Origin of the sequence: uncultured Salinisphaera sp. (assembly GCF_964012375.1) — a bacterium.
GTDB lineage: Bacteria > Pseudomonadota > Gammaproteobacteria > Nevskiales > Salinisphaeraceae > Salinisphaera.
The window spans coordinates 41,096-66,553 of record NZ_CAXGSH010000004.1; the positions used below are offsets into that span (position 1 = coordinate 41,096).

Below are 25,458 nucleotides of genomic sequence, written 5' to 3' on the forward strand. Positions count from 1 at the left end.
GTCTCGCGCTGCGGTGCTCGATATGAACACACGCGCCGACGCGTCAACGCAGGTGCTGCGGCGCCATAGCCTGTTCACTCGCGCCTGGCACTGGATAACGGTGCTATGTCTGCTCGTGCTCCTGATGAGCGGCCTGCAGATTTTCAACGCGCATCCCGCGCTGTACTGGGGCCAGGATTCGAATTTCGCCGAGCCGGCGTTGCAGATCACCGCGCGCCGCGGCGCTGACGGCGCCCCGCAAGGCGTTGTGCGTATTGGCGATCATGTCTTTGAGAGCACCGGCCTGCTGGGGCTTTCGCGCCGCGACGGCAAACTCGAACAGCGCGCCTTTCCGGCATGGGCCACCTTGCCCGGCCCGCAATGGCTGGCCATGGGCCGCTACTGGCACTTTGCCGCGGCCTGGTTATTTACGCCGTTGCTGCTGCTCTACCTGTTCTACACCCTCGCCCGCCGCGAGCGCCGCCAGAAGATATGGCCCACTCGCACGCAGTGGCGTGCACTGCCGAAAACCATTGCCGACCACGCACGTTTCAAGTTCGACCACGGCCGCGACTACAACGGCCTGCAGAAGCTCACGTATCTGGTCGTACTGTTCGGCATGCTGCCGCTGATGGTGCTGACCGGGCTCACGATGTCGCCGACCATGAACGCGGCCTGGCCGTGGCTGCTGGATATCTTCGGCGGTCGCCAGAGCGCGCGTACGCTGCATTTCATCGTGGCGTTTTCACTGGTCGGCTTTGTGTTGCTGCATGTCGTGCTCGTACTGGTTTCCGGTGTGTTCAACAATCTGCGGTCGATGATTACCGGCGGTTATCGGGTCGATACGCGCACCGCCGACAGCGAGACCGATGGCCATGTCTGATTCGACGTTGATTCTTCCGGACCGCCGCCGCCGGCGACTTATTACCGGCCTCGGGGCGCTCGGCGCGAGCGTCGTGCTCACCGGCTGCGATAGCCTGTCCCGCAGCGAGACCGTACAGAACGCGCTCGGCGCGACAGACCGGCTCACCCGCGCTGCGCAACGGCTCGTCGCGTCGCGTGAATCACTGGCGCGCGAGTTCAGCACAGCGGACATCGCCGATACCTTTCGCCCCAACGGCACTACGAACCCAGGCAGCGACGCCTATCAACGCCTGGCATCCAACCAATTCGAGGATTGGCGGCTGCGCGTCGATGGCCTGGTACGCCGGCCTGGCGATTTCTCGCTCGAAGCACTACGCGCGCTGCCCGCGCGCACGCAGATTACCCGCCACGACTGTGTCGAAGGGTGGAGCTGCATCGGTCAATGGACGGGCACACCGCTCGGCGACCTGCTCGATCGCGTGCGCCCGACCGACACGGCGCAATTCGTGGTGTTTCACTGTGCCGACAACGTCTACGGCGGGCCGGTCAAGTATTACGAAAGTCTGGATATGGTCGAGGCTTATCATCCACAAACCCTGCTTGCCTACGCCCTGAATGGCGCGCCGCTACCCATTGCCAACGGCGCGCCGCTGCGTCTACGCGCCGAGCGCCAGCTGGGCTACAAGATGGCGAAATACGTGATGCGTATCGAACTGGTCGACAGTTTCGCGTCCATTCAGGGCGGCAACGGCGGCTACTGGGAAGACCGCGGCTATGAATGGTGGGCCGGCATCTGATCTCACGGCACGATCCCGGTGCGTCATCGCCGTGCTTGCAGCCTGTTCTCCGGCGCGACATGCTCGGGTGACTGTTCGCGAAACACAGGATCCACCGTGCCGCAGATCGACCGCCACGCAATGGCGGCCCGCCTATGAGTGACCATACCCCGCACGCCCCGCCGCCCTGGCGACTTACCGGCAGCGGGTATGTGCTTTTGCTGTTCTGTTCGCAGGCATGCGGAAACCGTTGTGCCGAGGCCATCCCGGGGCTCGCGGGCCAAGCGCGCGGCGGCATCGGCGCGTTGATGCTGGTCGACTATGCCCATTCCAATGTCGGCCCCTACCGTGAACTGTTGCTCGCCCCAGGTCGCTTCGATGTCGGTCAGCGACGGGCCGCCGTGGTTACGCATATCTGGGTATCTACCCAGGCCAGCGTCGACAACGGTCGACGTAACTGGGGTCTGCCCAAACAGCTGGCTTCTTTCGAAACGATCGAGCATGGCAGCGACGGCGAGCGTGTTCGAGTCCAACTGCCAGACCATGCGCCGGTCACGTTGTCGTTCAGTCAGCGCGGGCCCCGCCTGCCACTGAGTACCCGCATTCTGCCCGAGGCCTGGCGCGCGCTGGAACAGCCCTGGAACGGACATTACTATCGCACCGTTATCGGCGCGAAAACGCGCGCGCGGCTTGCGCGCCTCCACACGATCAATACCCCCGCGGGCTGCGGCTTTCCCGACATCGGCGGCCAGAAAGCCCGCGTCGGCGTGTATGCAGACCGCTTCGATCTGCGTTTCCCGCCTGCAACGACCCGGCCTATCGCCTCCACGCAACGGCCCGAATAGCGTCTTACCAGGGCGCCCGGCGTGTCCGGACATGGCACGGCGCTTGCTCGGGTTCGGCTCGCCGTTTAACTCGGCGATAATACCGCTCGCTTTGCGCCATTGTGGTGCAGGCCTGCTTGTCGTGCACGCTCGCGGCGCGACGTCTATCTCGCCCACTGACTACGCTACCGATGTCTCATACCGAACACGATTTTCAGGACTTCGAATTCTCTGCCGTGCCGGCTGGTGCACGCCGCGGCTTCTGGACCATGCTTGCCGTGATGCTCGGCTTCACGTTCTTTTCGGCGAGCATGTGGGCCGGCGGCACGCTCGGCACAGGCCTGACGCTGTTCGAGTTCGCCTGGGTCGTGCTCGCCGGCAATCTGGTTCTCGGGCTGTACGCCGTGCTGCTGGCTTTCATCGCCAGCCGCACCGGGCTGTCGACGCATCTGCTCAGCCGTTATGCCTTTGGTGTACGCGGCTCATGGCTGCCCTCGTTTCTGCTCGGCGGCACCCAGGTCGGCTGGTTCGGGGTCGGTGTTGTGATGTTTGCGCTACCTATCGAAGCGGCCACCGGGATCAATATCTATCTGTTGATCGCCATCGGCGGCGTACTCATGACCGCTACTGCCTGGGTTGGCTTCAAGGCGCTCACAATCCTGAGCTTCATCGCGGTACCCGCGATCTTCGTGCTCGGTAACATGTCGGTGGTGATGGCGGTCGGTGAAGCCGGCGGCATCAACGCGCTGGCTGCGATCACGCCGGACGACCCGATTACGCTGACCGTGGCGCTGACCGCCTGTATCGGCTCGTTTATCAGCGGCGCCACGCTGACCCCGGACTTCGTGCGCTTTGCCCGTAGCCCGCAAGTCGGTGTGAGCACGACGCTCATCGCATTCTTTCTCGGTAATTCGCTGATGTTCACGTTTGGCGCTGTGGGTGCACTGGTCTATAGCGAAGCCGATATCTCCCAGGTCATGTTCGCCCAGGGGCTGATTCTGCCCGCCATTCTCGTGCTCGGCCTCAATATCTGGACGACCAACGACAACGCGCTGTATGCCGCCTCGCTCGGCTTTGCCAATATCACCCGCCTGCCCAAGCACTGGATCGTGATCTTCAACGGCGCCGTCGGTACGCTCGCGTCCATGTGGCTCTATAACAACTTCGTCGGCTGGCTGTCGTTTCTCAGCTCGGCGCTGCCGCCGATCGGCGCGATCCTGATCGCCGATTTCTTCATCGTGGCACGCCGCCACTATCCAACGCTCGATCAGGCCGCGCTCAGACAGGTGAACTGGATAGCCGTCGGCGCCTGGGCGGTCGGCTTTGCCGCCGCCAACCTGTTGCCGGGTATTCCCCCCGTCAATGCGGTCATCAGCGCGTTGGTAGCCTATGTCGCGGCCAGCTACGGCTTCGCCCAGGTCGGGTCGCGACGCGCCGTGACAGCGAAATAGGCCGTGGCTGCCTTGGCCGTCGCGGTGCTCGTCGCGTCCGCCCGGACACGAACGAACACCGTATGCCAACGTCCAGGCCGATGACCCGTTGGCCTGGGCCTTAGCGCGCCAGGAAATCGCCTATTTCTCGATAGGTCTGGGCGCAGGCCTCGGGTACCAATGCTTCGAGGTTCAGATAGGCATGAATCATGTCGGCGAAGTGTCGATGCCGGCAGGTCACGCCGCTCGCAGCCAGACGCTCCATATACGCGAATGCCTCGTCGCGCAGCGGACAGTAGCCGGCGCTGATCAACAGCGTCGGCGCCAGCGTTGGCGTGACCGGCATGTACAACGGCGACAGGGCACGACGGTCTTCCTGACCCTGAAAATAGCAATCGAAATACCAGCCGATACGCGCCTGTTCCAGTAGATAACCGCGACCGTTGTCGTACACGGACCGGTGGTTCAGCGTGTAATCGAGGCTGGGATAGATCAATACCTGCGCATCGACCATCAGCGAGGCATCAGTCTGGGCGCGGGCGCTGATTGTCGCGGCCAGCGCTGCGCCGCCCGAATCGCCCACCAATACGAGACGTGGTTCAAACAGCCGCTGCTCCGATTCCAGCAGCGCCCGGACATGCCGGACCACGTGCAGGCAATCCTCGAGCCCTTGCGGATAGGGATGTTCGGGCGCGAGCCGATAATCGACCGAGACAATCAGCCCGCCACTGGCTTCGGCAAGACGTCGACAGATCGGGTCGTAAACGGCAACGCTTCCGGCCATATGGCCGCCGCCATGGAAAAACAACACGACCGGCTTCGCGCGCTGCGGCGCTGGATCGTACACGCGAACGTTAACCGACTTGCCCTCGGCTTCGACGACACGGTCGGCCACCCACGACACGGCCGGACCGGCGCTTACGAACTGCGCCGTCATGGCGGCCAGGTTGCTGCGCACTGCCGCTGGGTCGGCCGCGATTTCCGGGTCGTCCGATTCCGCCGTCCGCTGATTGACTTGCTCAAGCCAGGCGCCAAGGCGTGCATCTAGCATGGGATCAACACGCAAACAGAACCAGCGCGCGACCGGAACAAATCGTACGGCCCTCGCTACCCGTACAGGTGGTATCAAGATCGACCAGGGCCTTGTCGCGGCGCAGGCGGCTTACGCAGACCTCGACGGTGAGTGTTTCGCCAACACTCGCGGCGTGCTCGAATTGCATCTCCTGTTTGAGATAGTTCGTGCCGTGCCCCGGCAGCTGCTCGCCCAGCAGATACGAAAACAGCGCCGCGATCAGTGGTTCGGGCACCTGTTCGGGCGCCGTCGCGACCGACATCATGTCGCACCAGCGGGCCATGTCGGCGTCGCTGAAAGATCGGGTCGTGGTCGCACGGTCGCCAACGGCCAGTGCATCGAAGCGTGGAATCTGTTCGCTCATGAGCCGTTCCCATTCGCTGTCAGAACGCGACACATACCGTCCAGGCATAGCTGGCCGTCCAGCTTCACCACCCGTGTCGCCAGTGCCAGAACACCGTCGCCCGCATCGCCCTGGCCGACGAGTTCGATACGCAGCGGCTCTTCGGCGTAGGCCGGCGTCGGAAATTTGAGCGTCTGTGCCTGCAACCCACTGTCCGCGAATACACAGGCCACGAATTCGCGTACCGCGGCGAAGAGCAACATCCCGTGCGATACCGTCGCACCGAACCGGGTGCGTGCAGCATAGGCCGGGTCGACATGAATCGGGTTGTGGTCGCCGCACAACGCGGCAAACCGGTCGAAATCCGCCTGCGTGAGAATGAGCTCGCGCTCGATAGGCCGGCCGGCATGGAAGTTTTCGAGCGCGTGATCGCGCCCGGCGTCATGAATTTTCACGCAGCACCTGCTTGGTGACCTTGCCGAGCGCGTTTCGCGGCAGCGCATCGACCTCGACGAATGTGGCGGGCACCTTGTAACCGGCCAGTCGCTCACGGCAGAACGCGCGCAGCGTATCGACATCCGGCGGCGGTGCGTCCGGCCGCAATCCGTAGAACGCGGTACCGACTTCACCCCAGCGCTCGTCCGGGGCGGCGACCACGGCCACTTCCGCAATCGCCGCATGCTGGCCGAGCACGTACTCCACTTCGGCGGGATAGACGTTTTCACCACCCGAGATATACATATCCTTCAGGCGATCGACGATGTAGTAATCGCCCTGGGCATCGCAGCGGGCGATGTCGCCACTGTGCAGCCAGCCCTGTTCGTCTATGGCCTGGGCGGTGGCATCGGGCTGACCCCAGTAACCGGGCGTGATATTCGGCCCGCGGATCCATAACTCGCCGGCCTCGCCGCAGTCGACGTCATCCCCCACCAGATCGACGATGCGCACCTCGGTGAGCAGCTGCGGGCGGCCGACAGAGCCGATCTTTTCGAGCACCCTGTCTTCGTCGAGCAGGAAAACCGTCGGGCCGGTCTCGGTCATGCCCATGCCGGTACGCACATGAATGCCGGCATCGACATACTGCTGTGCAACCGTCAGCGACAGCGGCGCACCGCCGCAGCCCCAGGAGCGAACCCGCTGCAACCGCTCACCGCTGAAGCCGGGCTGGGCAAGCAGGGCCTGATAGACCGCAGGCACACCGAAGAAAACCGTGGCTCTGTGCTCGAGCACCTGCAACGCCTGATCCGCATCGAAACCGCGCGGCACCAGCACGCAGCCGCCGGCCAGAAATACCGCCGATGAGTAGAGATTGATACCGGCGGTATGAAACAGGGGCAGCACGTTGAGCAATACGTCGCTGCTGGTGAGCTCTACCGCCAGGCCGATATTGAAATAGTTCGCCATCATCATGCGAAAGGTCTGGATCACGCCCTTGGGCTTGCCGGTGGTGCCCGAGGTATAGAGCAGATACCACGGCGTATCGGGATCCTTGTCAGGATGCGCGCTCAGATCCGGGTCGGTATCGGCCAGGTCGTGCCCATAGTCGCGCTGACCCTGTGCGGGCGTGTCCAGCGCGATCAAGGTCAAACCGGGCTGGCGTTGCGCGAGCGTAGCCGCGGCGTCGGCGAACTCGGCGCCGAAGATCAATGCACGCGGCGTGCAATCGGCCATCAACACGGTGAGTTCCGGTACCGCCAGGCGCCAGTTCAATGGCACGAGGATCAGACCGGCCTTGGCACAGCCGAACAACATGGCGAAGAACTCTGCGCGGCTGTGACCCAGCCAGGCGATCCGATCGCCCTCTTCAAGCTCCCAGTGCTCTCGGGCTGCGGCCGCCAGACGTGCCGCCCGCTCGTTCAAGCCGGCGTAGTCATAGCATTCACCGCTGTCCAGATCCTCCAATGCAGGTCGGTCCGGCGTTACCCGCGCCCGATGACCCAGCAGGTCGAACATCTGCATTTCTGCCTCCGTCGTCGTTGTTCTTGTTTATCGCGGCTTGCGGCCAGTGGGACGACCGCAGCACAGGATCTGGAGCGGCAATCGCAGCCATAGCCGTCATCGCTTTAGAAAGGCCGCCATGCCCCGGTCCGCCTCGTCGCTGACGATTTGTTCGAGGAAATGCCGGTATTCGGCTTCCAGCCCGGCGGCCACGGTGGTTCTATCGGGCCGGGTCAGCGCCAGGGTGTGGGCGACGCTGCCCGCACGCGCGGCGCGAATGGCGCGTGCTACATCGAGCGCGAGTGTGCCGGTGTCGTGCGCGCCAGCTCGATACTGGGCCAGCCCCAGACGGTAGGCCTCATCGGCGTCCAGGCGCCGATTGGTCAGCTGTATATCCAGCGCTCGGGCGCGGCCAATGCGTTCAGGCATGAGCGTTGTCCAGCCACCGTCCGGGCTGAAACCCACCACCGTGTACCAGGGCGCAAAGCTCGCGCCATCGCCCACCACGGCGATATCGCAGGCCAGCACCAGGCCCACCGAGCCACCCGTGACCATGCCGTGCACGGCGGCCACGGTCGGCATGGGCATCGCGAGCAAGTCCAGCAGCGTCGCGTTGAGTTCGCCGACCACCTGCTGGGCATAGGCTTTTCGATCCGAGCGCGCGGTATCGTAGAAAGCGGCCACGTCCCCGCCGGTGGAAAAAGACGGCCCGCTGGCGTCCAGAATCAACACGCGCGCATCGGATGCACGGATCTCGGCGAGCGCGGCACGCAGGTCGCAGAGCAATTCCGGCACAAGTGCGTTATGGCGTTCGGGACGATCGAGCGTCACGCGCGCGATACCGTCTTCGATAAAGCGGCGCACGGCACTCACGGCTTTCGATCCAGGCCGTCGATCGCAAGCCCATGGCGAAACAGATCGGAGATCGTGGCCACGATTTCGTCGAACGAAACGTCCCCCTCCCAGAGCGCATAGCGCAAGCCAAGAAAGTTCGACATCCCCATCAGCGCCCATACCCGGACTTCGTTATTACCCGAGCGAATCTCGCCCTTGCGGGTTGCGTCGGCGAGCATGCGCAGATAACCGCGCCCGAACGCTTCGTAGTATTCGCGGTAAATCGACTCATCGACGAACTGCGCTTCCTGCAGCACGCGATACAGGTACGGGTTGTCGTGCAGATATTCGAGAAAGGCACGCAGGCCTTTTTCTTCTGCCTCGAGACGATCCCGCGCATTGACGACTTCGGCGGCCAGGCGTGCACGCACCTGATGGCCCATATCCCGCACCAGCTCGCGAAGAATCTCTTCCTTGCCCGCGAAGTAGTTATAGAAGGTGCCCTGGGCAACGCCGGCATCGCGGGTGATATCGCTGATGCCGGCACGGTGATAACCCAGCGTGCCGAACGTCGATTCTGCCGCCTTGAGTATGCGAGCACGCGTACGCGCGCCACGCGCCGTCTTCGGCGCACCCGGCCCCGGGTCGACTATGGCATTGGCATTGGCATTGGGGGCAGACATGGCACCAACCTTACTGCATGAATACTGAATCACTAGTCACTTATAAACTAATTCAGCGACTTCAACCACGTCAATAAAACAATCAACCAATACCGAGAATCCGGCCGATTATCTAAATATTCTATTTTACTCAAATACTTAAAACGCTCGTGGCAAGCAGTGCCCATACAGTAACAAGATGACCGAAAATGCTTGCCCAAAGGTGAATGAGGTGTCATATTCAGCCTCAGCGCTTTTCGATATAACACAGCGCCCCGAGCGGGGCCGATAATCCAGGAGATCCGATGAAGCGTCCTATCACAGCGATTGCATTCGCCCTCGCCACGATCGTCGCCGCGCCTGCCTCGCTGGCGGCCGACTCCATTCGTATTGCCCATGTCACCGGATTTACGGGGCCGTTATCGGCCTATGCCGAGCAGCTGCGCGTGGGCATGAAGATGGGCTTTGAATATGCCACCGACGGCTCAATGGAAATCGAGGGTCGGCCCATCGAGATCATCGACAAGGACACGCAGCTCGACCCGGCCCGGGCACGTGCGCTGGTAGAAGAAGCCTATGCAGAAGACGATGCCCATATCGTCGTGGGGCCGGTTTCTTCCGGCGTCGCGCTGGCCACGCTGCCGATCGCACAGATGTACGAACGCGTGATCATGCCGGAAGGCGTAGCCGACGCGATCACCGGCAAGGACTGGAACCGCTATGTCTTCCGCGTGGGCCGCAACTCGTCGCAGGACGCGGTTTCCAATGCGGTCGCACTGGGCGCGCCCGGCGTGTGTGTGGCAACGATTGCCCAGGACTATGCATTCGGGCGCGACGGCGTGGCGGCCTACAAGGAAGCCATGCAAGCCGAAGGCGGCGCGGTGGTGCACGAAGAATATCTGCCCACCGACGCAACCGATTTCACCGCGGCCGCACAACGGCTTTTCGGTGCACTCAAGGATCGCGACGACTGCGACAAGGGCAAATACATCTTTGCCATCTGGGCAGGCAGCGCCAACCCGCTCAGCCGTATTCAGGATCTCAAGCCCAGCCGCTTCGGTATCAAGCTCGCCACCGGCGGCAACATCCTGCCGGCGCTGGTCAGTTATGCCGAATTCCCCGGCATGGAAGGCGCCGGTTTCTACTATTTCGAATCGCCGGATAACGAAATCAATGACTGGTTCGTCGCACAGCACATGAAGCGTTTCGACGCCGCGCCGGATTTCTTCACCGCCCAGGGTTTTGCCCAGGCCATGGCGATTACCGCAGCCGTCCGCAAAACCCATGGCTCGACCGACACGGAAGACCTGATCGAAGCGTTGGAAGGCCTGGATTTCGATACCCCCAAAGGCCCGATGAATATCCGTGCAGCCGATCATCAGGCCATGCAGCAGATGTATCACTTTCGTATCAAGGTCGAAGACCGGGACGACTGGTTTGCCGATCGCGAAGTCACGGCTGGCGTACCGACACTGGTACGCGTGATCGACACCGATGAGATGGATATCCCGGTTCGTAACGGTCGCTGAAACGGCATAGCCGCAACATCCCAGGGGCGAAGGCGTCGGCATGACGCCTTCGCCTGGCGATACGACTATCGACAGGCCAGGCATGCAACAAAACGGTTCTGACGGCGCGCACGATGCAGCGACTGCCGACGCGCCCTCGGCGGCGGATCAGGCCGGGTTGGAAATCCGCGATCTGAGCATCACGTTTGGCGGGCATACCGCAGTCAACAAAGTGTCCTGCGCATTTCATCCCGGCACGCTGACCTCGATCGTGGGCCCGAACGGCGCCGGCAAGACGACGCTGTTCAACCTCATTTCCGGGCAGCTGTCCGCCACCGCCGGCAGCGTGCGCCTGTTCGGCGAAGACCTGACGTCACTCGGCGCCCCGGCGCGAGCCGACAAGGGCCTGGGGCGCGCGTTCCAGCTCACCAATCTGTTTCCCGGGCTGAGCGCGCTGGAAAACGTGCGCCTTGCCGTGGCCTCACGCTATCGAATTGGCCATATTTTCTGGCAAAGGGCCGCGGCGCGACGCGATATCACCGATCGCGCAGCGGCCTATCTTGAGCAGGTCAACCTGGGCAAACGCGCTGATACACCGGTGGCCAATCTGCCCCACGGCGACCAGCGCAAGCTGGAAGTGGCATTGCTGCTCGCGCTCGAACCCAAGGTCTTCATGTTCGACGAACCCACCGCCGGCATGAGCGTGGACGAAGTACCGGTCATCCTCGACCTGATCGCGGATATCAAGAAACAGCAGAACCGGATCATCCTGCTGGTCGAACACAAGATGGATATCGTGCGTTCGTTATCGGATCGCATCGTCGTTCTGCATAACGGCGAACGGGTGGCTGACGGCGAACCCGCGCAGGTGATCGCATCGCCTGTCGTACAACAGGTCTATCTGGGCGCGAGCCCCGAACAGCCCGCCGCAGCCGGGAGCGCACAGTCATGAGCGAGACGCTGCTTTCACTCGATCAGGTCTGCGCGGATATCGACCAGTACCACATCCTGCACGGCGTCGACCTGGTCGTGCCGAAGGGCGAACTGACGATGCTGCTCGGGCGCAACGGGGCCGGCAAGAGTACGACGCTGCGCACGATCATGGGGCTGACCACGGTCACCGGCGGGGATATTCGTTTTCACGACCAGTCCATCACCGGCCAGAGCACGCCGCGTATCGTGCGCCGCGGCATCGCGTTCGTACCCGAGAACATGGGCATATTCAGCCTGCTGACGGTACGCGAGAACATGATTCTTGCGGCGGTCAGCGGTGCGATGGATCCGGCCCGGCTCGACTGGATCGTCGACCTGTTCCCGCCGCTCAAGCGGTTCTGGGACAAACCGGCCGGCAACCTGTCCGGCGGTCAGAAACAGATGCTGGCTATCGCCCGCGCCATCATCGAGCCGCGCGAACTGCTGTTGATCGACGAACCCACCAAAGGGCTCGCACCGGCGATTATCGACGATCTGGCCGACGCCTTCGAACAGCTCAAAAGCCAGCAGGTGACCATCCTGCTGGTCGAACAGAACTTCAATTTCTCTCGTCGGCTCGGTCAATCGGCGGCGGTCATGAATGACGGCCGCGTGGTCTGGTCCGGGTCCATGGCCACCCTCGCCCACGACGACGATCTCCAGCACCAGCTCTTGGGGCTGGGCATGGGTGAACATCAATGAACACAGGAGCCTGAGCATGGCCGCGGATGACGTGCGCATCGACGAACCGACCGGGCCCACGGGTGCAATCGCGCGCTTCAATGCCTTTCGGCATGACAAGCCGCATATCTTCATCCTGCTGACCATGATGCTGGCCGCCCTCGCCCTGATGGAGCCACGGGTATGGGTCGTGCTGACCATCAGCGGCCTGGCGATGGGCGCGATGGTGTTTCTCATGGCATCCGGCATGACGCTGACCTTCGGCTTGATGAACGTGCTCAATCTGGCCCACGGCGCCTTCATTTCGCTGGGGGCGTTTGCCGGCGCCAGCGTGCTGATCTGGCTGAGCGCACAGGCCGATCAGCCGTCGTTGTGGGTGAATCTGGTCGCGATCGCCCCGGCATTCGGCTTCGCGCTACTGGTCGCGGGCCTGCTCGGCCTGGTCTTCGAGCGCCTGATCATCCGGCCGGTCTACGGCGATCATCTCAAGCAGATCCTGGTCACCGTCGGCGGCTCGATCATCATCATGGAACTCATCCAGGTGGTGTGGGGCTCGAACGAACTGCCGGTACCGCGCCCCGACGCCCTCAAGGGCGCAGTGTTCCTGCCGGAGTGGCTGCCGATTGCCGGCGGCATTGCGCTGGAGAAGTACCGCCTCATCGCCGTGGTGCTGGGGCTGGCGATCTACGCGCTGTTGAGCTGGATCATCGAGCGTACGCGTGTGGGCATTCTCATCCGTGCGGGCGTCGAAAGCCGCGAAATGGTGGAGATTCAGGGCTATCGCATTCGTCTGCTGTTTCTGGGTGTGTTCATCGCGGGCTCGGCACTGGCAGGACTCGGCGGCGCCATGTGGGCCATGTACCGGGAAATCATCACCGCGCATATGGGCGACGAACTGATGATCTCGGTGATCGTGGTCATCATTCTCGGCGGGCTGGGCTCGATCAAGGGCTGTTTCTACGGCTCCGTGCTGGTCGGGCTGGTCAATCTGTATGTCGGCTATCTGGAGCCCCGGCTGGCAGCCGTGGCCACGGTCGCGCTCATGGTGGCCGTGCTCATGTGGCGCCCGCAGGGCCTGATTCCGGTCATCAAACTTTAGAGGAGCCGCCGTTTTGAACCGCTTGTTTTCCGGCGACTACCCGCGCAGCCCTGTGCTGAGCGCGGCGCTGCTGCTCATATTCCTGGGGCTGGCTCTGGGGCCGTTCCTGTTCGACGGCATTCGCACGTTTTCGATGCTGGGCATGATGTGCGTGTTCATCATCGTGGTTGCATCCTACGATCTGATGCTCGGCTATACCCATGTCGTATCGTTCGCCCATACGATGTTCTTCGGCATCGGAGCCTACGGTATCGCCATCGCCAGCGATCACTACGGCAACGGTTACGGCGCCCTGCTGATCGGCATTGTCGGTGCGCTGGTGGCGAGTTTACTGCTCTCACTCTTGCTCGGCCTGCTGTCGCTGCGCGTCAAGGCCATCTTCTTCGCACTGGTCACGCTGGCCGTGGCATTCGCCTTCCTGAGCCTGGTGACCCAGCTCTACAACGTAACCGGCGGTGAAGACGGTCTGGCCGTACGCAGCCCGCGCGAACTGGGCCCGGCTTTCCGCCCCTTCGACTTCAAGCTGCCCGGCTTCAACCTGTTCGGCTTTATTGCGGCCGTCCTGTCGAGCCCCGGCGAAATCGGAAAAGCCTTCGACGAGGCGCTGTTCAGCGTACGCCTGAGCGGTCGACACCTGACCTACTACATCGCATTCGCGACCATGATCGCGGTATTCATCTTCCTGCTGCGCATGGTCAATTCGCCGTTCGGGCGGGTACTGCAGGCCATTCGGGAAAACGAATTCCGGGCCCAGGCACTGGGCTATCGCACCGTGCTGTATCGCACCGCCGTGGTCGTTGTGTCTGCGCTGCTGGCCACCGTCGCCGGGGTGCTGTTCGCCTTGCTGAATCGCTATGTGAACCCGGAAAACACGCTCAACTTCGAGCTGATGATCTTCATCCTGCTGATGTGCGTCATCGGCGGTATGGGAACGCTTTATGGCGCGGTCATCGGCACGGTGCTTTTTCTGCTGGCACAGAACTATCTCCAGGACCTGCTCAAGCAACTCGACGCGCTCGTACCAGCCGATACGCTCATCGCCGAACTCATCAACCCGGATCGCTGGCTGCTGTGGTTCGGGCTGCTGTTCATCCTCAGCGTCTATTTCTTCCCGTCGGGTATCGTCGGCCAACTGCGGATCTGGTCCGCCAAGCGCTCGTCAGCCCAGGGCTGAATATCGGCGATGCCCAGTCGCCACCGCCGGCGAAGTGTTTGCAGACCAACATGCGTTTGACAAAAGGCCGGGCTCTTGGCTCCAGGGCGCGCGCATGTCTGGCGCAATTGCTGCCACCCGTACCCGGCCCATGCCGCCTTCGGCGGCTACAAGGAATCCGGGTTCGGCCGCGAAACCCACAAGATGATTCTGGATCATGACCAGCAGACCAAGAACCTGCGGGTGAGTTATTCGACCCAGGCTCAGGGTCTGTTCTAGCCCCGGGTAGACCGCGGACGATCGAGCGTAGCCATGGCGCGCTCGATCGCGCCCTGGCGATCGGCGCCGCAATGCCCAGGCAGGCCGAACGCGGCAACGGCTGCCGACACGACATCCATACGCTAGACTGGCGCGCCTTTCGCAACCCGGCGCCTCGTCGCCCCGTTCGCCCATGTTTGGTCTGTTCGAACGCCTGGTCGCGCCCTTCCCGGACGACGGCCGTACGCCGCCCCGCGACAGCCTGCTGCGCTATATCGCTTTCTATGCGAAGCCGGTGTGGCCGTTGCTGCTGGCCATGGCGCTGCTGACCGCAGCCATTTCGGTCATCGAAGTCTCCCTGTTCGCCTTCCTCGGCCATATCGTCGACTGGTTCGCGACATCGCCGCGCGAGACGTTCCTGGCCGACAACGCGCTCGCGCTGACCGGCATGGCCTTCGTCATCCTGGTTGTGCTGCCGCTGCTGGTCTTCATCGAGGGGCTTGTCACGTTCCAGGCGCTGTCCGGCAATTTTCCGATGCGGTTTCGCTGGTCGGTGCATCGCTGGCTGCTCAGCCAGTCGTTGACCTTCTTTCAGGACGAATTCGCCGGTCGGATCGCCACCAAGCTCATGCAGACCGCGCTCGCGGTACGCGAAACGGTGATGAAGTTTCTCGACGTCATGCTCTACGTGGCGGTGTATTTCACCGGCATCGTGGTGCTGGTCGCCGGCGCGGACTGGCGTCTGGCCGTGCCGTTTTTGTTCTGGCTGGCCGGCTATATCGCGCTGCTGCGTTATTTCGTGCCGCGCCTGGGCCTGGTAGCCGAGCGCCAGGCCGATGCACGCGCGGCCATGACCGGGCGCGTGGTCGATGCCTATACCAATATCGCCACGGTCAAGCTGTTCGCCCATACCGAACGTGAAGGCGATTACGCCCGCCAGAGCATGCAGACCTTCCTGAGCACGGTCTATGCCCAGATGCGCAAGGTCAACGGCTTCTATGCCAGCCTGTATCTGCTCAATTCCCTGCTGCTGATCGCGGTCGCAGCGCTCGGCATCACCCTGTGGCAATCGACGCTGATCAGCGCCGGCGCGATCGCGGCCGCGCTGGGCCTGGTGCTGCGTATCAACGGCATGGCGCAATGGATCATGTGGGAAGTCTCGCAGCTGTTCGAGAACATCGGCACGCTGCGCGACGGCATGGCCACCTTCTCCAAGACCCAGGCCCTGGTCGATGCCCCCGACGCCGAGCGCCTGACCGTTCGCGACGGCGCGATCGCCTTCAATAACGTCGGCTTTCACTATGGCCGGGGCACGGGCGTGATCGAGAATCTCTCGCTAGCCGTCGCCCCCGGCGAAAAGATCGGCCTCGTCGGCCGGTCCGGCGCCGGCAAGTCGACGTTGCTGTCGTTGCTGCTGCGTTTTCACGATGTGGAATCCGGCACCATCACCATCGACGGCCAGGATATTTCGGCGGTCACTCAGTCCTCGCTGCGCGAAAACATCGGCATGGTCACCCAGGACACGGCGCTGCTGCATCGCTCGGTGGGCGACAACGTCCGGTATGGTCGGCCCGACGCCAGCGATGCCGAGGTGGAAGCCGCGCTCATTGCTGCCCATGCGCGCGATTTCATCGACGATCTGGTCGATGCCCAGGGCCAAAGCGGTCTGGACGCGATGGTGGGTGAACGCGGCGTGAAGCTTTCCGGTGGCCAGCGCCAGCGCATCGCACTGGCCCGCGTCATGCTCAAGAACGCGCCGATTCTCTTGCTCGACGAGGCCACCTCGGCGCTGGATTCCGAGGTCGAGGCCGCAATCACCGAGAACCTGCATCGCCTGATGCAGAACAAGACGGTGATCGCAATCGCGCATCGGTTGTCCACCATTGCCGAACTCGACCGGCTGATCGTCATCGACGAAGGCGCGATCGTGGAAGCGGGTACGCATGCCGAATTGCTGGCCGCGGGCGGGCTGTATGCACGCCTGTGGCAGATGCAGTCCGGCGGTTTTCTTGCCGAACAGATCACACCCGCCGATCACACGCGCAAGGCGTAATGCGCGTGTTCGCATCCAAGGCCGCGCTTGCCTATCCGCTGCTGGTGGCCACCACCCTGGCCTGGGGACTGAACGCGGTGGCCGGCAAGTTCGCGGTCGGCCATATCAGCCCGTTGCTGCTCACGCATCTGCGCTGGGGCGGTGCGTTCATTGCCGCCCTGCCCTTCGCCTGGCCCCATCTCAAGCGCGACTGGCCGGTTATTCGTCGCCATGCGCCGTTGCTGATCGGCTACGGCGCGATCGGGTTCGCCGGCTTCAATGCCGCGCTCTACAGCGCGCTCAATCATACGAGTGCGATTAATGTCGTGATCGAGCAGGCCGGCATGCCGGGGGTGATCTTTGCGCTCAACTTTCTGCTGCTGCGGGAATACATCACCGCGCGCCAGCTGCTGGGTTTCGTGATCACCGTGGCCGGCGTGGCATTGATCGTATCCGGCGGCCAGCTGTCACGCCTGCTCGCGCTGGATCTCAACCGCGGCGATGCGCTGATGCTGGTGGCCATCACCTGTTACGGCGGCTATACCGCAGCACTGCGAATCAAACCGCCCATGCACTGGCTGAGCTTCATCGCGGTGATCTCCGCCACTGCCTGGGCCGGCTCACTGCCCTTTGCGGCCTGGGAGTTTGCCAGCAACACGATCATCTGGCCGGATGCGATCGGCCTGTCCGTGGTCGCGTTCGCGGCGCTGGTACCCGGACTGGTCGCCCAGACCGCCTTCATTCGCGGCAACGAGCTGATTGGCGGCAACCGCGCCGGCATTTTCCTGAACCTGGTGCCGATATTCGGCACGCTGTTGTCGGTCGCGCTGCTGGGCGAGCACCTTCATGTCTTTCATGTGGTTGCACTCGCGCTTGTGCTGGGCGGTATTACGCTGGCCGAGCGCGGCGGGCGTTGAGCGGCATGCGACCTATTGTCGCAACACCGCCGCGCGGCGCCGCCGGCCGTTATGCTGGGCGGTCGATCCGACCGATCTGAGTGCATGCAGGCTGTTTTCCGACTCACGCCCATCCGGCTGCTGACCTGGCTGCACTGGCTGCGCTGGGGCGCGATCGCCTGCGTGGTGCTGGCAGTGGCCGTCGCATCGACGTTATCGCAAATCAGTGTCGACACCGACGCGCTGCTCGCCGTCAGCGCGGTGGTCGCAGCGATCAATGCACTGATTGGCTGGAGCCTACGCCGGGCCCGCCCGGCCACCCAGGCCGAACTACTCGCCCATCTGGTGCTGGACGTTGCCGCACTCACGGCCTGGCTTGCCTGTACCGGCGGCTCGTCCAGCGCCTTCGTGTCGCTGTATCTGCTGCCGGTGGCGATCGCGGCCGCCGTCTTGGCACGCTCTCAGGCCTGGCTGGTGGCCGCACTGGCCGGCGGTGCCTATACCGCGCTGCTGATGCGCTTTCTCTATCCGCAGTCGATGGCCGGGCATCACGGCGATTTCACCCTGCATGTGCTGGGCATGTGGGCCACTTTCGTCGTCAGCGCCGCCCTGCTGGTGGTGTTCGTGGGCAGCATGGCGTCGGCGGTCCGCCGGCGCGACCGCTCACTGGCGGCCGCGCGCGAGCAAATGCTGCGCAACGAGCAGATCACCGCCATCGGCGCACTCGCAGCCGGCGCGGCACACGAACTGAGTACGCCGCTGTCGACGATGTCGGTGATCGTATCGGAGCTGCGCGACACCGAGGCGCGCGATACGCCGTTGCAGGCCGACCTTGCCGTACTGGAACAACAACTGGCGCTGTGTGCATACCAGATCGACCAGTTACTGGGTGCCGCCGAGCCGGCTCGCGGTGCGACCCATACGCCGGTAGCCGTGCCCACAGCGCTGGATCGTATCGTGTCGCGCTGGCGGCTGATGCGTCCGGAGATACAGGCCACGGTCACGATCGACCCGGCCCTGGACTCGGCGACGATCGATGACGACGTGGCCTTTGCCCAGGCACTGACCAACGTCCTCAACAATGCCGCCGACGCCTCCCGCGACAACGCCAGCAACCGGGTCGACATCACAGCACGGCGTCACGAGCACGGTCTGGCTATGACGATCGATGACGAAGGCACCGGTATTGCCGATGCCGATACCGCCCGGGCCGGCCGTCTGCGTTTTTCCACAAAGCGCGAAGGGCGCGGGCTGGGCCTGATCGTGTCGCATGTAAGTCTCGAGCGGCTCGGCGGCGAAATCAGCCTCAAGCGCCGGCCCGAGGGCGGCACGCGAACACATGTGCTCGTACCGCTGTCAGCGTCAGGGACCCAGCCGTGAGCCCTGCAGGGGATGCGCCCATGCGCGTACTGCTGATCGACGACGACCCGGTATTCGCGGCCACGCTGGCGCGCGCGCTGGGCCGGCGCGGTATCGAAACGGCACTCGCCCATACGGCCGATAGCGCGCTGGAAACGGCCGCGCATTGGCAACCCAGCCACGTGCTACTCGACCTGAACCTGGGCGGCGATATTTCCGGGCTGGATCTGATCGCACCGCTGTGCGAGCGGGTCGCCGGCGTGCAGATCACGGTACTGACCGGCTATGCCAGTATCGCGACCACCGTGACTGCCATGCAGCGCGGCGCCGCGGGCTATCTGGCCAAACCGGTCGATGCACCCACGGTGCTTGCCGCCCTGGCCGGCGACAGCGAGGCCACATCGCACGCCATGCCCGGCGAGCGCATGTCGCTGAAACGACTGGAATGGGAGCATATCCAGCGGGTGCTCGCCGAACACGACGGCAACATCTCGGAAGCCGCCCGTGCCCTGGGGCTGCACCGGCGCACTCTCCAGCGCAAGCTCGACAAGAAGCCGGTCAAGTTCTAGCCGGGAAGCGCCTGCAGCCAGCCCAGCCGCTGCAGCAGCCGATCCGCGATCAGAACGACGATCAGACTGGCACCGGCCAACGGGAACAGCACGACCATGGCAATCACGATCGCGCCCAGATAGCGCATTCGTAGCGGCGCACGGCGTGGCGGCGCGCCCAGTTTTCCAGCCGGGCGACGGCGCCACCACATCACGAAGCCGCTCACCACGAGCAGGACGATCGCGATACAGGTCGCCAGCATGACCAGCTGATTGGCCAGACCGAAATAATTGCCCATATGCAGGGCCACACCCAGTTCGATGGCCTTGCCCGCCACGCCGTAATCGCCAAACGTGATGTCGCCCAGCACCGCGCCGCTGTAACGGTCGATAAATAGCGTGCGCTGACCCTGGGGGCGATCGGGATAGGTCTGGGCCTTGTACACGCCGGCTGCGCCAGCCGGCAGCATGAGCCAGTAGTCCTGGGCCAGGCCCTGTTCGGTAATGATCTGACGAACGCGATCCACGCCGATATCCGGCGCGGCCAGTGTGCTTGCATCGTGCGAAGCGCCACCGCCGTGATGGGCATGCCCGCCCGATGAGTTCGGCGGTGCCACGTTTTCGAGCGCCCAGGGAATACCGCGGCCGCGTTCGGCGACCGTCGTCTGCGCCGCCGGGGCGACCGAGGCCGGCGGCGTGCGCGCCCCGGAATAGCCCAGCCCCAACGCCTCGACGGCCGGCGTGAACAGCTGGCCGCCCCAGATACCGGCCCAGGGCAGACCGGTAAAAATCAGAAACAGAATAAGCGCCGCCGTATAGATACCGGTAATCGCATGCAGATCGCGCCAGAAACGTCGGCCACGCGCAGCCAGCCGTGGATACCACACGCCGGCTTTTGTCGACCGGCGCGGCCACCACAGGTATAGCCCGGTCACGATCAGAATCGCGGCCCAACAGGCCGCCAGCTCGACGATCGCATCGCCGATCCAGCCCAGCATGAGCGAGCCATGGACGGTATCGGCGATGCCCACCAGCGTTCGTTCATAGACGAACGAACCCAATACTGCGGCGGTCGCTGGGTCCACGAATACGCGCCGCGGCATGCCCTGTGCCGGCGTAACGAACAGCATGGCACTGCGCCCCACGCCGGTCGGCATGTTGATACGCGTCACTGTGGCGCCGGGAAAGGCCTGCTCGGCGCTAGCCACCCAGTGGCTGGCCGGCATCGCCGGGCCGCTGCCGTCGACGAACATCAGATCCGGATAGATGGCGTCGTTGAGCTCGGTATTGAACAGATAGATCGCACCGGTGACCGCGAGGATCAACAGAAACGGCGCCACCACCAGGCCGGCATAGAAATGCCAGCGCCAGACCGTCGCATACCAGCGCCCGGCCGGGCGTACTTTCGACACGGGCGCCGTCGTCTCTGGCTGATCGGTCACGCTCAAAACGCGCCCGTCCAGGCGAGCTCCACGCTGCGCGGCGCACCGATATAGATCTGGCTCGAGCTGTAGCCCGACCACTCGCCATAGAATTCGTCGGTGAGATTGCGCCCGCGCAGGGTCAGCGTGCCGTCTGCGCCGAACGTATCAAGCGGCATGCTGATCCAGGCACCCAACACCGTATGCCCATCGACGCGAATGGTATTGGCCTGGTCGGTATAGAAATCGCCGGCATGCTGCACATCCACACCGACGGTGAACGGCAGCCGGGCGAGCGTGTAATAGCTGCTGAGATTGGCCACGCGCTCTGGCACGTTCACCGGCGTATTGCCGGACAGATTGCGTCCGCTGGCGTCGACGAGCGTGGCGTATTCCGCGTCGAGCACCGCCAGATTGGCATCCAGTTGCCAGCGCTCGGTCAGGGCCAGCCCCACATCCAGTTCCACGCCGCGCGATTGCAGGCTGCCGCCCTGCAGTGTCTGCTGCGGGTTGTTCGGGTTCTGGGTGAGGATATCGTTCTGCTTGATCTGGTAGAGCGATGTGGTCAGCGTGGCGCGATCGTCCCAGAACTGGTTACGCATGCCGATTTCGATGGCATCGCCTTCCGACAGATCGAACGCCGCACGGGCGGTATTGGAGAGCAACAGGCTGCCGATCGGCGATACCGCATGGTTGAACTGGGCATAAAGCTGGTCGCTGGCGCTGAGTTCATACACCGCGCCGATACGCCAGGACACCGGATCGAAGGAACGACCGAAGGTCGTGCTCGTATCGGCGGCGAGGTCGTCGATACGCCGGTCCAGATCGATATGCTCGTAGCGTACGCCGGCCACGACAATGAAGTCGTCGGTGAGGTTGAGCGCGTTCTCGGCGAACACGCCGACCGTATCGACCTGGCTGTCGTAGTTCACGCGCGTTCCGAAGTTGGCCGCGCTATCGCCCGGCACATGGCCACGATCCGGGTCGGCGACCATCACCGACGTCGCGCTGCCAAAACGCCGCGGCGTGGTGAAGTTGCTGTGCTTGTATTCGCCGCCAATGGTGAAACGGTTGCGATACCCGGCCAGTTCCCCATCGAAGTGGGTATAGGCACGTTCGCTGACGAAATCCTGGTCGTGGGCGATACGGCCGGTCGAGCGATCGAGCAGCCCGGTGGCTGGATTGAATGTATAGCTGTCGGTTTCCACCCAGTTGCGATTGGCCGTGTAATAGGCCAGCTCGTTGATGAATTCCCACCGATCATCAAACGTGTAGGCGGCGCGTGTGCGCAGCCAGTGGCTGTCCGACTCCATAACCGAATTGAGCGGGTTGTAGTTGGTATCGCGCTCGGCCTTGTCGAGCACGAGATCGCCCGGCGCATGGACAATGTCGGCGGGATCGCGCGCCACCGAACGGGCGACCAGCGGTGCGCCGTAATACGAGGCCGCATAGTTGTCGCGAAAATAATCGTAGGAGGCCGACAACGACAGTCGATCGGTCGCCTGAAACAGCACACCGGTGGTGAGTTGGATCGTACGCGAGTCGTTGTCGTCGATGAAGCCGTCTGAACGGCGATGCGACAGATCGGCGCGTACCGCCACACGATCCGAGAGCACGCGATTGCCACCGATGCCGGCACGCAGCGTATTGAAACTGCCCACACTCGCCAGCGCTTCGGCGCTGTTGGCCTCGAGCGTGGGTTTCTTGGTCACCAGATTCACGCTGCCCGCGAGACCGCCGTCGCCGTGCAGAACCGAGGCCGGGCCCTTGAGAATCTCGATACGCTCGAAGTTGAAGGTATCGAAATCGCGGACGACCAGCTCGGAATCCGCAGCGCGCATGCCATCGAACAGATAGTTGACGTTGCCGCGCGGAAATCCGCGCATCGACAACGACGCCGGCGAGCCGGGAATATTGCCGCCGGTGACACCGGGCAACGTACGCGCGGCTTGCGTGAACGTCTCAAGGCCGCGGCGCTGCATGGTGTCCTGGGTCAGCGTCTCCACCGTGGCCGGCGATTCCTCGGGGGCGAGATTCAGGCGATTGCTGACTTCGGTTTCGCCGGCAATCGCCGGTACGAGCGCGCTGTCTTCGATAGTCAACGGGGCGAGCGTTTCGTGGGCACTATCGCCGGGCTGGGCCGCGCCCGGCGTGGCGATAAAAGACAGGCCAAGCGCCAGAACACCGGCACGCGGCAGTGCCGCGACGATACGAATCCGCATGAGTCATTCCCCTGAGCAAGCGCCGGCAAGCTTAGGGTCGCCACACGTCGTTGCCCATGAGACATATTGTCGCAGGCGGCCTACAAACAACTGATCAGGCTGAAAAACCCGGCTTGAACTCCAGCGGTTGATCAGCCGTGGGGCGCGATCCCGCTTTCGCCGAGGGTGACCACATCGGTAATACGCTCGCCGTCCCAAATATAGCCGAAGTGCCGGCCCTGTACGGCAGGCGATAACGCTCGGGCCCGCATGGCCGCCACGCATTCGCCGCCGGGGTCGCGCACGCTGGGATAGACGATGCCGCTTTCGCCCGCGGCATATACCTGCACGCCGTAGTGCTGTGCAGCGACATAGCTGTGCGCATCGAGCAACGGCTGGGCGGCGGCCTCGTCGCGCAGGTCGCGCAGACGGCCGTCGAGCGCGACCTGATAGACCCGCATTTCGATGGTCATCGGGGGTTGTGCGCTGTCAGCCAGAAAGCGCTCGCGATGAAACACCGTCTCGCGCACCGCGGTGGCTTCGCTTTTTGCCGCATAGAACACGCCAAAGCTGCCATCGGAAAACCGCGAACCGGCCGGATTGACGTGGGTGAACGCCGCCATGACCGGCGTAGCACCGGGACCGCTCATGCGCTCATCCGCCGGCACCCGCGACAACTCGCCCACCTCGTCTCGCAGGCGGTCGTTGGTGAGCGATTCGACGGCAAAGGTGGCCTCCAGGTCGGCCGGGTCGGCCACCCGATCGAACAGACCGCGGGGCGGGAAGCGCGACGGCACGATGCGATAGCTCGGCCGCCAGCGCACGCGCCGGCGCTCGAAGCTGTCGATGGAAAGCCCGCTCACGCCCAGCCGCCCCGTTCGGCGTCCAGATGACGCCGCACCACGGCCAGATCCTCGATATGCCCGGCCAGCATGCGTTCCAGCGGCGTCTGGCCACCGAACAGCGCGTTGCGGTTGGGCTGTTTGATCCAGCCGTCGGCCGCATCGGCGCGCGGCAGCAGCATTTCCAGGCTCTTGTAGATGCCCAGCAGCAGCGACAACCGTTCCATCTGGCCGACGTCGAGGGTGATGTCCGGCGCGCGTTTCCAGCGCCGATAGGTGCTCACCGGCGTACCGAGCAGGCGCGCCGCCTGTACATCGGTCAACGCCCACTGCCGGGCGATACCGAACCAGCTGCGCAGCGCGCCGGGGCTGATACGCCGACGCAGTTCGGCGTCGTGAATATCCGCACGTGCATCGTGTTGGGCAGCGGCAGCTGATGTCATGACCGACTCCGAGTAATCATATGATCACTTTATAATATTTTACGATCATTTGATACTTGCTCGCGCATCGACGTCGTTTGGCCTGTATGCGCCGCTGCCCGATAATGCCCGTCGTTGCATGAGCCAGGCAGTATTTATGAGCACCCACACGATTCAGATCGATGCCCCCGACGGCAGCCGTTTCAGCGCCTATCGCGCCCTCCCGGAAGCCGGCCACGGGCCTGCCGTGATCGTGCTTCAGGAAATCTTCGGCGTGAATCGCCATATCCGCGAAGTGTGCGATTTCTATGCCGAAGAAGGCTATGTCGCCATTGCGCCCGATCTGTTTCATCAGTTCGAACCGGGCATCGCACTGGGTTATAGCCCGGAAGACTTCGAACAGGCCTTCGGCTATTTCCAGAATCTGGATATCGACCGCACCATGGCCGATATCGGCGCCACCGTAGCCGCCGCGCGGGCCATGGATGAAGTCGTAGCCGAACCCAGGCGCGGCGATGTGGGCGTAGTCGGTTTCTGTCTGGGCGGCAAGCTCGCCTATCTGGCGGCTGCTCAGTGCGACGTGGATTGCGCTGTCGGCTATTACGGCGTGGGCATCGACGAGTCGCTGGACCTGGCCGAGGCCATCGAATGCCCCATGGCGCTGCACTTCGGCGGCCTGGACAAGTTCTCGCCGCCCGAAACCATCGAAAAGATTCGCAGCGTCTTTGCCGGCAACCCGGACGTGCAGGTGTTCGTCTACGACAACGCCGATCATGCCTTCAACCGCTGGGGCAACGATCACTACAACCCCGGCGCCGCCCGGTTGGCGCATACGCGCACGCTGGCCGTGCTGCGCGCCGCACTCGGCCCGCGCTACGATCTGGCCGCTATTGCGGACCACCATTTCGAGCTGGAATTTGCCGCCCGCGACGTCGACGCAACCATGAAGACCATGGTCGCCGAGCCCTATGTGAACCATGTGCCGACCATGACCGGCGGCACCGGCCACGACTATCTCAAGCGCTTCTACAAGCACCACTTCATCCCGAAGAACCCGGCCGACCTGCAGATGAAGCCAATCTCGCGCACGGTGGGCGTCGATCGCATGGTCGACGAATTCATACTCTGCTTCACCCACGACTGCGAGATGGACTGGCTGCTGCCCGGCATCGAGCCGACCGGCCGATATGTCGAGATTCCGTTCGTGGCGATCGTGGCGTTTCGCGGCGACAAGCTCTACAACGAGCATATCTACTGGGATCAGGCCTCCCTGCTGGTACAGATCGGCAAGCTCGACCCCACCGGCCTGCCCATCGCCGGCGTCGAAACCGCGCACAAGCTGCT

General features: G+C 63.5%; 24 protein-coding genes and 1 pseudogene. 15 read left to right on the top strand and 10 right to left on the bottom strand.

The window, feature by feature from the left end; genetic code table 11:
* Positions 1-22 precede the first annotated feature (22 nt).
* The 4 genes from ABNU97_RS01625 (at position 23) to codB (ending at position 3,894) form a co-directional block, all read left to right on the top strand.
* Positions 23-862, top strand: a complete 840-nt coding sequence (locus ABNU97_RS01625; RefSeq protein ID WP_348765002.1) for a cytochrome b/b6 domain-containing protein — start codon at positions 23-25, stop codon at positions 860-862.
* The gene (locus ABNU97_RS01630) at positions 855-1,640 is read left to right on the top strand and encodes a molybdopterin-binding protein (protein ID WP_348765003.1); all 786 of its coding nucleotides are present in this window, start codon (positions 855-857) and stop codon (positions 1,638-1,640) included. Before ABNU97_RS01625 ends, ABNU97_RS01630 begins: the two co-directional genes overlap by 8 nt.
* A 134-nt stretch (positions 1,641-1,774) precedes the next feature.
* A complete protein-coding gene (locus ABNU97_RS01635; protein ID WP_348765004.1) occupies positions 1,775-2,464 on the top strand; it encodes an acetoacetate decarboxylase family protein in 690 nt (229 codons plus the stop codon).
* 170 nt (positions 2,465-2,634) lie between these two features.
* Positions 2,635-3,894, top strand: a complete 1,260-nt coding sequence (codB, locus tag ABNU97_RS01640; RefSeq protein ID WP_348765005.1) for a cytosine permease — start codon at positions 2,635-2,637, stop codon at positions 3,892-3,894.
* A gap of 100 nt (positions 3,895-3,994) precedes the next feature.
* Here codB and ABNU97_RS01645 read toward each other — a convergent pair whose 3' ends face one another.
* The 6 genes from ABNU97_RS01645 to ABNU97_RS01670 all read right to left on the bottom strand — a co-directional run bounded on the left by ABNU97_RS01645 (position 3,995) and on the right by ABNU97_RS01670 (position 8,743).
* A complete protein-coding gene (locus ABNU97_RS01645) occupies positions 3,995-4,924 on the bottom strand; it encodes an alpha/beta hydrolase (protein ID WP_348765006.1) in 930 nt (309 codons plus the stop codon).
* A gap of 4 nt (positions 4,925-4,928) precedes the next feature.
* On the bottom strand, positions 4,929-5,309 hold the full coding sequence (locus ABNU97_RS01650; RefSeq protein ID WP_348765007.1) for a hypothetical protein: 381 nt from the start codon (positions 5,307-5,309) through the stop codon (positions 4,929-4,931).
* On the bottom strand, positions 5,306-5,743 hold the full coding sequence (locus tag ABNU97_RS01655) for a MaoC/PaaZ C-terminal domain-containing protein (RefSeq protein WP_348765008.1): 438 nt from the start codon (positions 5,741-5,743) through the stop codon (positions 5,306-5,308). The genes ABNU97_RS01650 and ABNU97_RS01655 overlap by 4 nt, the downstream gene beginning before the upstream one ends.
* Positions 5,730-7,247 carry an AMP-binding protein gene (locus ABNU97_RS01660; protein WP_348765009.1) on the bottom strand — a complete coding sequence of 506 codons (1,518 nt, stop codon included), beginning with the start codon at positions 7,245-7,247 and terminating at the stop codon, positions 5,730-5,732. Before ABNU97_RS01660 ends, ABNU97_RS01655 begins: the two co-directional genes overlap by 14 nt.
* 96 nt (positions 7,248-7,343) lie before the next feature.
* Positions 7,344-8,099 carry an enoyl-CoA hydratase/isomerase family protein gene (locus tag ABNU97_RS01665; protein ID WP_348765010.1) on the bottom strand — a complete coding sequence of 252 codons (756 nt, stop codon included), beginning with the start codon at positions 8,097-8,099 and terminating at the stop codon, positions 7,344-7,346.
* On the bottom strand, positions 8,096-8,743 hold the full coding sequence (locus ABNU97_RS01670; RefSeq protein WP_348765011.1) for a TetR/AcrR family transcriptional regulator: 648 nt from the start codon (positions 8,741-8,743) through the stop codon (positions 8,096-8,098). Before ABNU97_RS01670 ends, ABNU97_RS01665 begins: the two co-directional genes overlap by 4 nt.
* Before the next feature lie 284 nt (positions 8,744-9,027).
* On the opposite strand from ABNU97_RS01670, the gene ABNU97_RS01675 reads away from it, so the two are divergent.
* The 10 genes and pseudogenes from ABNU97_RS01675 (at position 9,028) to ABNU97_RS01720 (ending at position 19,249) form a co-directional block, all read left to right on the top strand.
* On the top strand, positions 9,028-10,251 hold the full coding sequence (locus ABNU97_RS01675; protein ID WP_348765012.1) for a substrate-binding domain-containing protein: 1,224 nt from the start codon (positions 9,028-9,030) through the stop codon (positions 10,249-10,251).
* A gap of 82 nt (positions 10,252-10,333) precedes the next feature.
* Entirely contained in the window at positions 10,334-11,182 is an 849-nt protein-coding gene (locus ABNU97_RS01680) for an ABC transporter ATP-binding protein (RefSeq protein WP_348765013.1), read from the top strand.
* A complete protein-coding gene (locus tag ABNU97_RS01685; protein ID WP_348765014.1) occupies positions 11,179-11,904 on the top strand; it encodes an ABC transporter ATP-binding protein in 726 nt (241 codons plus the stop codon). Before ABNU97_RS01680 ends, ABNU97_RS01685 begins: the two co-directional genes overlap by 4 nt.
* Before the next feature lie 16 nt (positions 11,905-11,920).
* Positions 11,921-12,982: a branched-chain amino acid ABC transporter permease gene (locus ABNU97_RS01690; RefSeq protein WP_348765015.1), complete on the top strand. Its 1,062-nt coding sequence runs from the start codon at positions 11,921-11,923 to the stop codon at positions 12,980-12,982.
* A 13-nt stretch (positions 12,983-12,995) separates the two neighbouring features.
* A complete protein-coding gene (locus ABNU97_RS01695) occupies positions 12,996-14,156 on the top strand; it encodes a branched-chain amino acid ABC transporter permease (RefSeq protein ID WP_348765016.1) in 1,161 nt (386 codons plus the stop codon).
* 96 nt (positions 14,157-14,252) lie between these two features.
* Positions 14,253-14,414: pseudogene (locus ABNU97_RS01700) on the top strand (aldehyde dehydrogenase family protein); the annotation flags it as partial.
* 172 nt (positions 14,415-14,586) lie between these two features.
* Positions 14,587-16,446 (top strand): ABC transporter ATP-binding protein, encoded by a 1,860-nt coding sequence (locus ABNU97_RS01705; RefSeq protein WP_348765017.1) that lies wholly within the window; start codon positions 14,587-14,589, stop codon positions 16,444-16,446.
* Positions 16,446-17,342 (top strand): DMT family transporter, encoded by an 897-nt coding sequence (locus ABNU97_RS01710; protein ID WP_348765018.1) that lies wholly within the window; start codon positions 16,446-16,448, stop codon positions 17,340-17,342. The genes ABNU97_RS01705 and ABNU97_RS01710 overlap by 1 nt, the downstream gene beginning before the upstream one ends.
* 84 nt (positions 17,343-17,426) lie before the next feature.
* Positions 17,427-18,701 (top strand): ATP-binding protein, encoded by a 1,275-nt coding sequence (locus tag ABNU97_RS01715; RefSeq protein WP_348765019.1) that lies wholly within the window; start codon positions 17,427-17,429, stop codon positions 18,699-18,701.
* A 20-nt stretch (positions 18,702-18,721) separates the two neighbouring features.
* Positions 18,722-19,249: a response regulator gene (locus ABNU97_RS01720; RefSeq protein ID WP_348765026.1), complete on the top strand. Its 528-nt coding sequence runs from the start codon at positions 18,722-18,724 to the stop codon at positions 19,247-19,249.
* Here ABNU97_RS01720 and ABNU97_RS01725 read toward each other — a convergent pair.
* From ABNU97_RS01725 to ABNU97_RS01740, 4 genes are all read right to left on the bottom strand, one after another.
* On the bottom strand, positions 19,246-20,640 hold the full coding sequence (locus ABNU97_RS01725; RefSeq protein WP_348765020.1) for a PepSY domain-containing protein: 1,395 nt from the start codon (positions 20,638-20,640) through the stop codon (positions 19,246-19,248). The genes ABNU97_RS01720 and ABNU97_RS01725 overlap by 4 nt on opposite strands.
* A 32-nt stretch (positions 20,641-20,672) precedes the next feature.
* Positions 20,673-22,871, bottom strand: a complete 2,199-nt coding sequence (locus ABNU97_RS01730) for a TonB-dependent siderophore receptor (protein ID WP_348765021.1) — start codon at positions 22,869-22,871, stop codon at positions 20,673-20,675.
* 131 nt (positions 22,872-23,002) lie between these two features.
* Positions 23,003-23,713, bottom strand: a complete 711-nt coding sequence (locus ABNU97_RS01735) for an RES family NAD+ phosphorylase (RefSeq protein ID WP_348765022.1) — start codon at positions 23,711-23,713, stop codon at positions 23,003-23,005.
* Positions 23,710-24,135, bottom strand: coding sequence for an MbcA/ParS/Xre antitoxin family protein (locus ABNU97_RS01740; RefSeq protein ID WP_348765023.1), 426 nt, complete (start codon positions 24,133-24,135; stop codon positions 23,710-23,712). The genes ABNU97_RS01735 and ABNU97_RS01740 overlap by 4 nt, the downstream gene beginning before the upstream one ends.
* Before the next feature lie 136 nt (positions 24,136-24,271).
* Here ABNU97_RS01740 and ABNU97_RS01745 point away from each other — a divergent pair.
* The coding region (locus tag ABNU97_RS01745) for a dienelactone hydrolase family protein (protein WP_348765024.1) at positions 24,272-25,458 on the top strand (1,187 nt) is incomplete at its 3' end.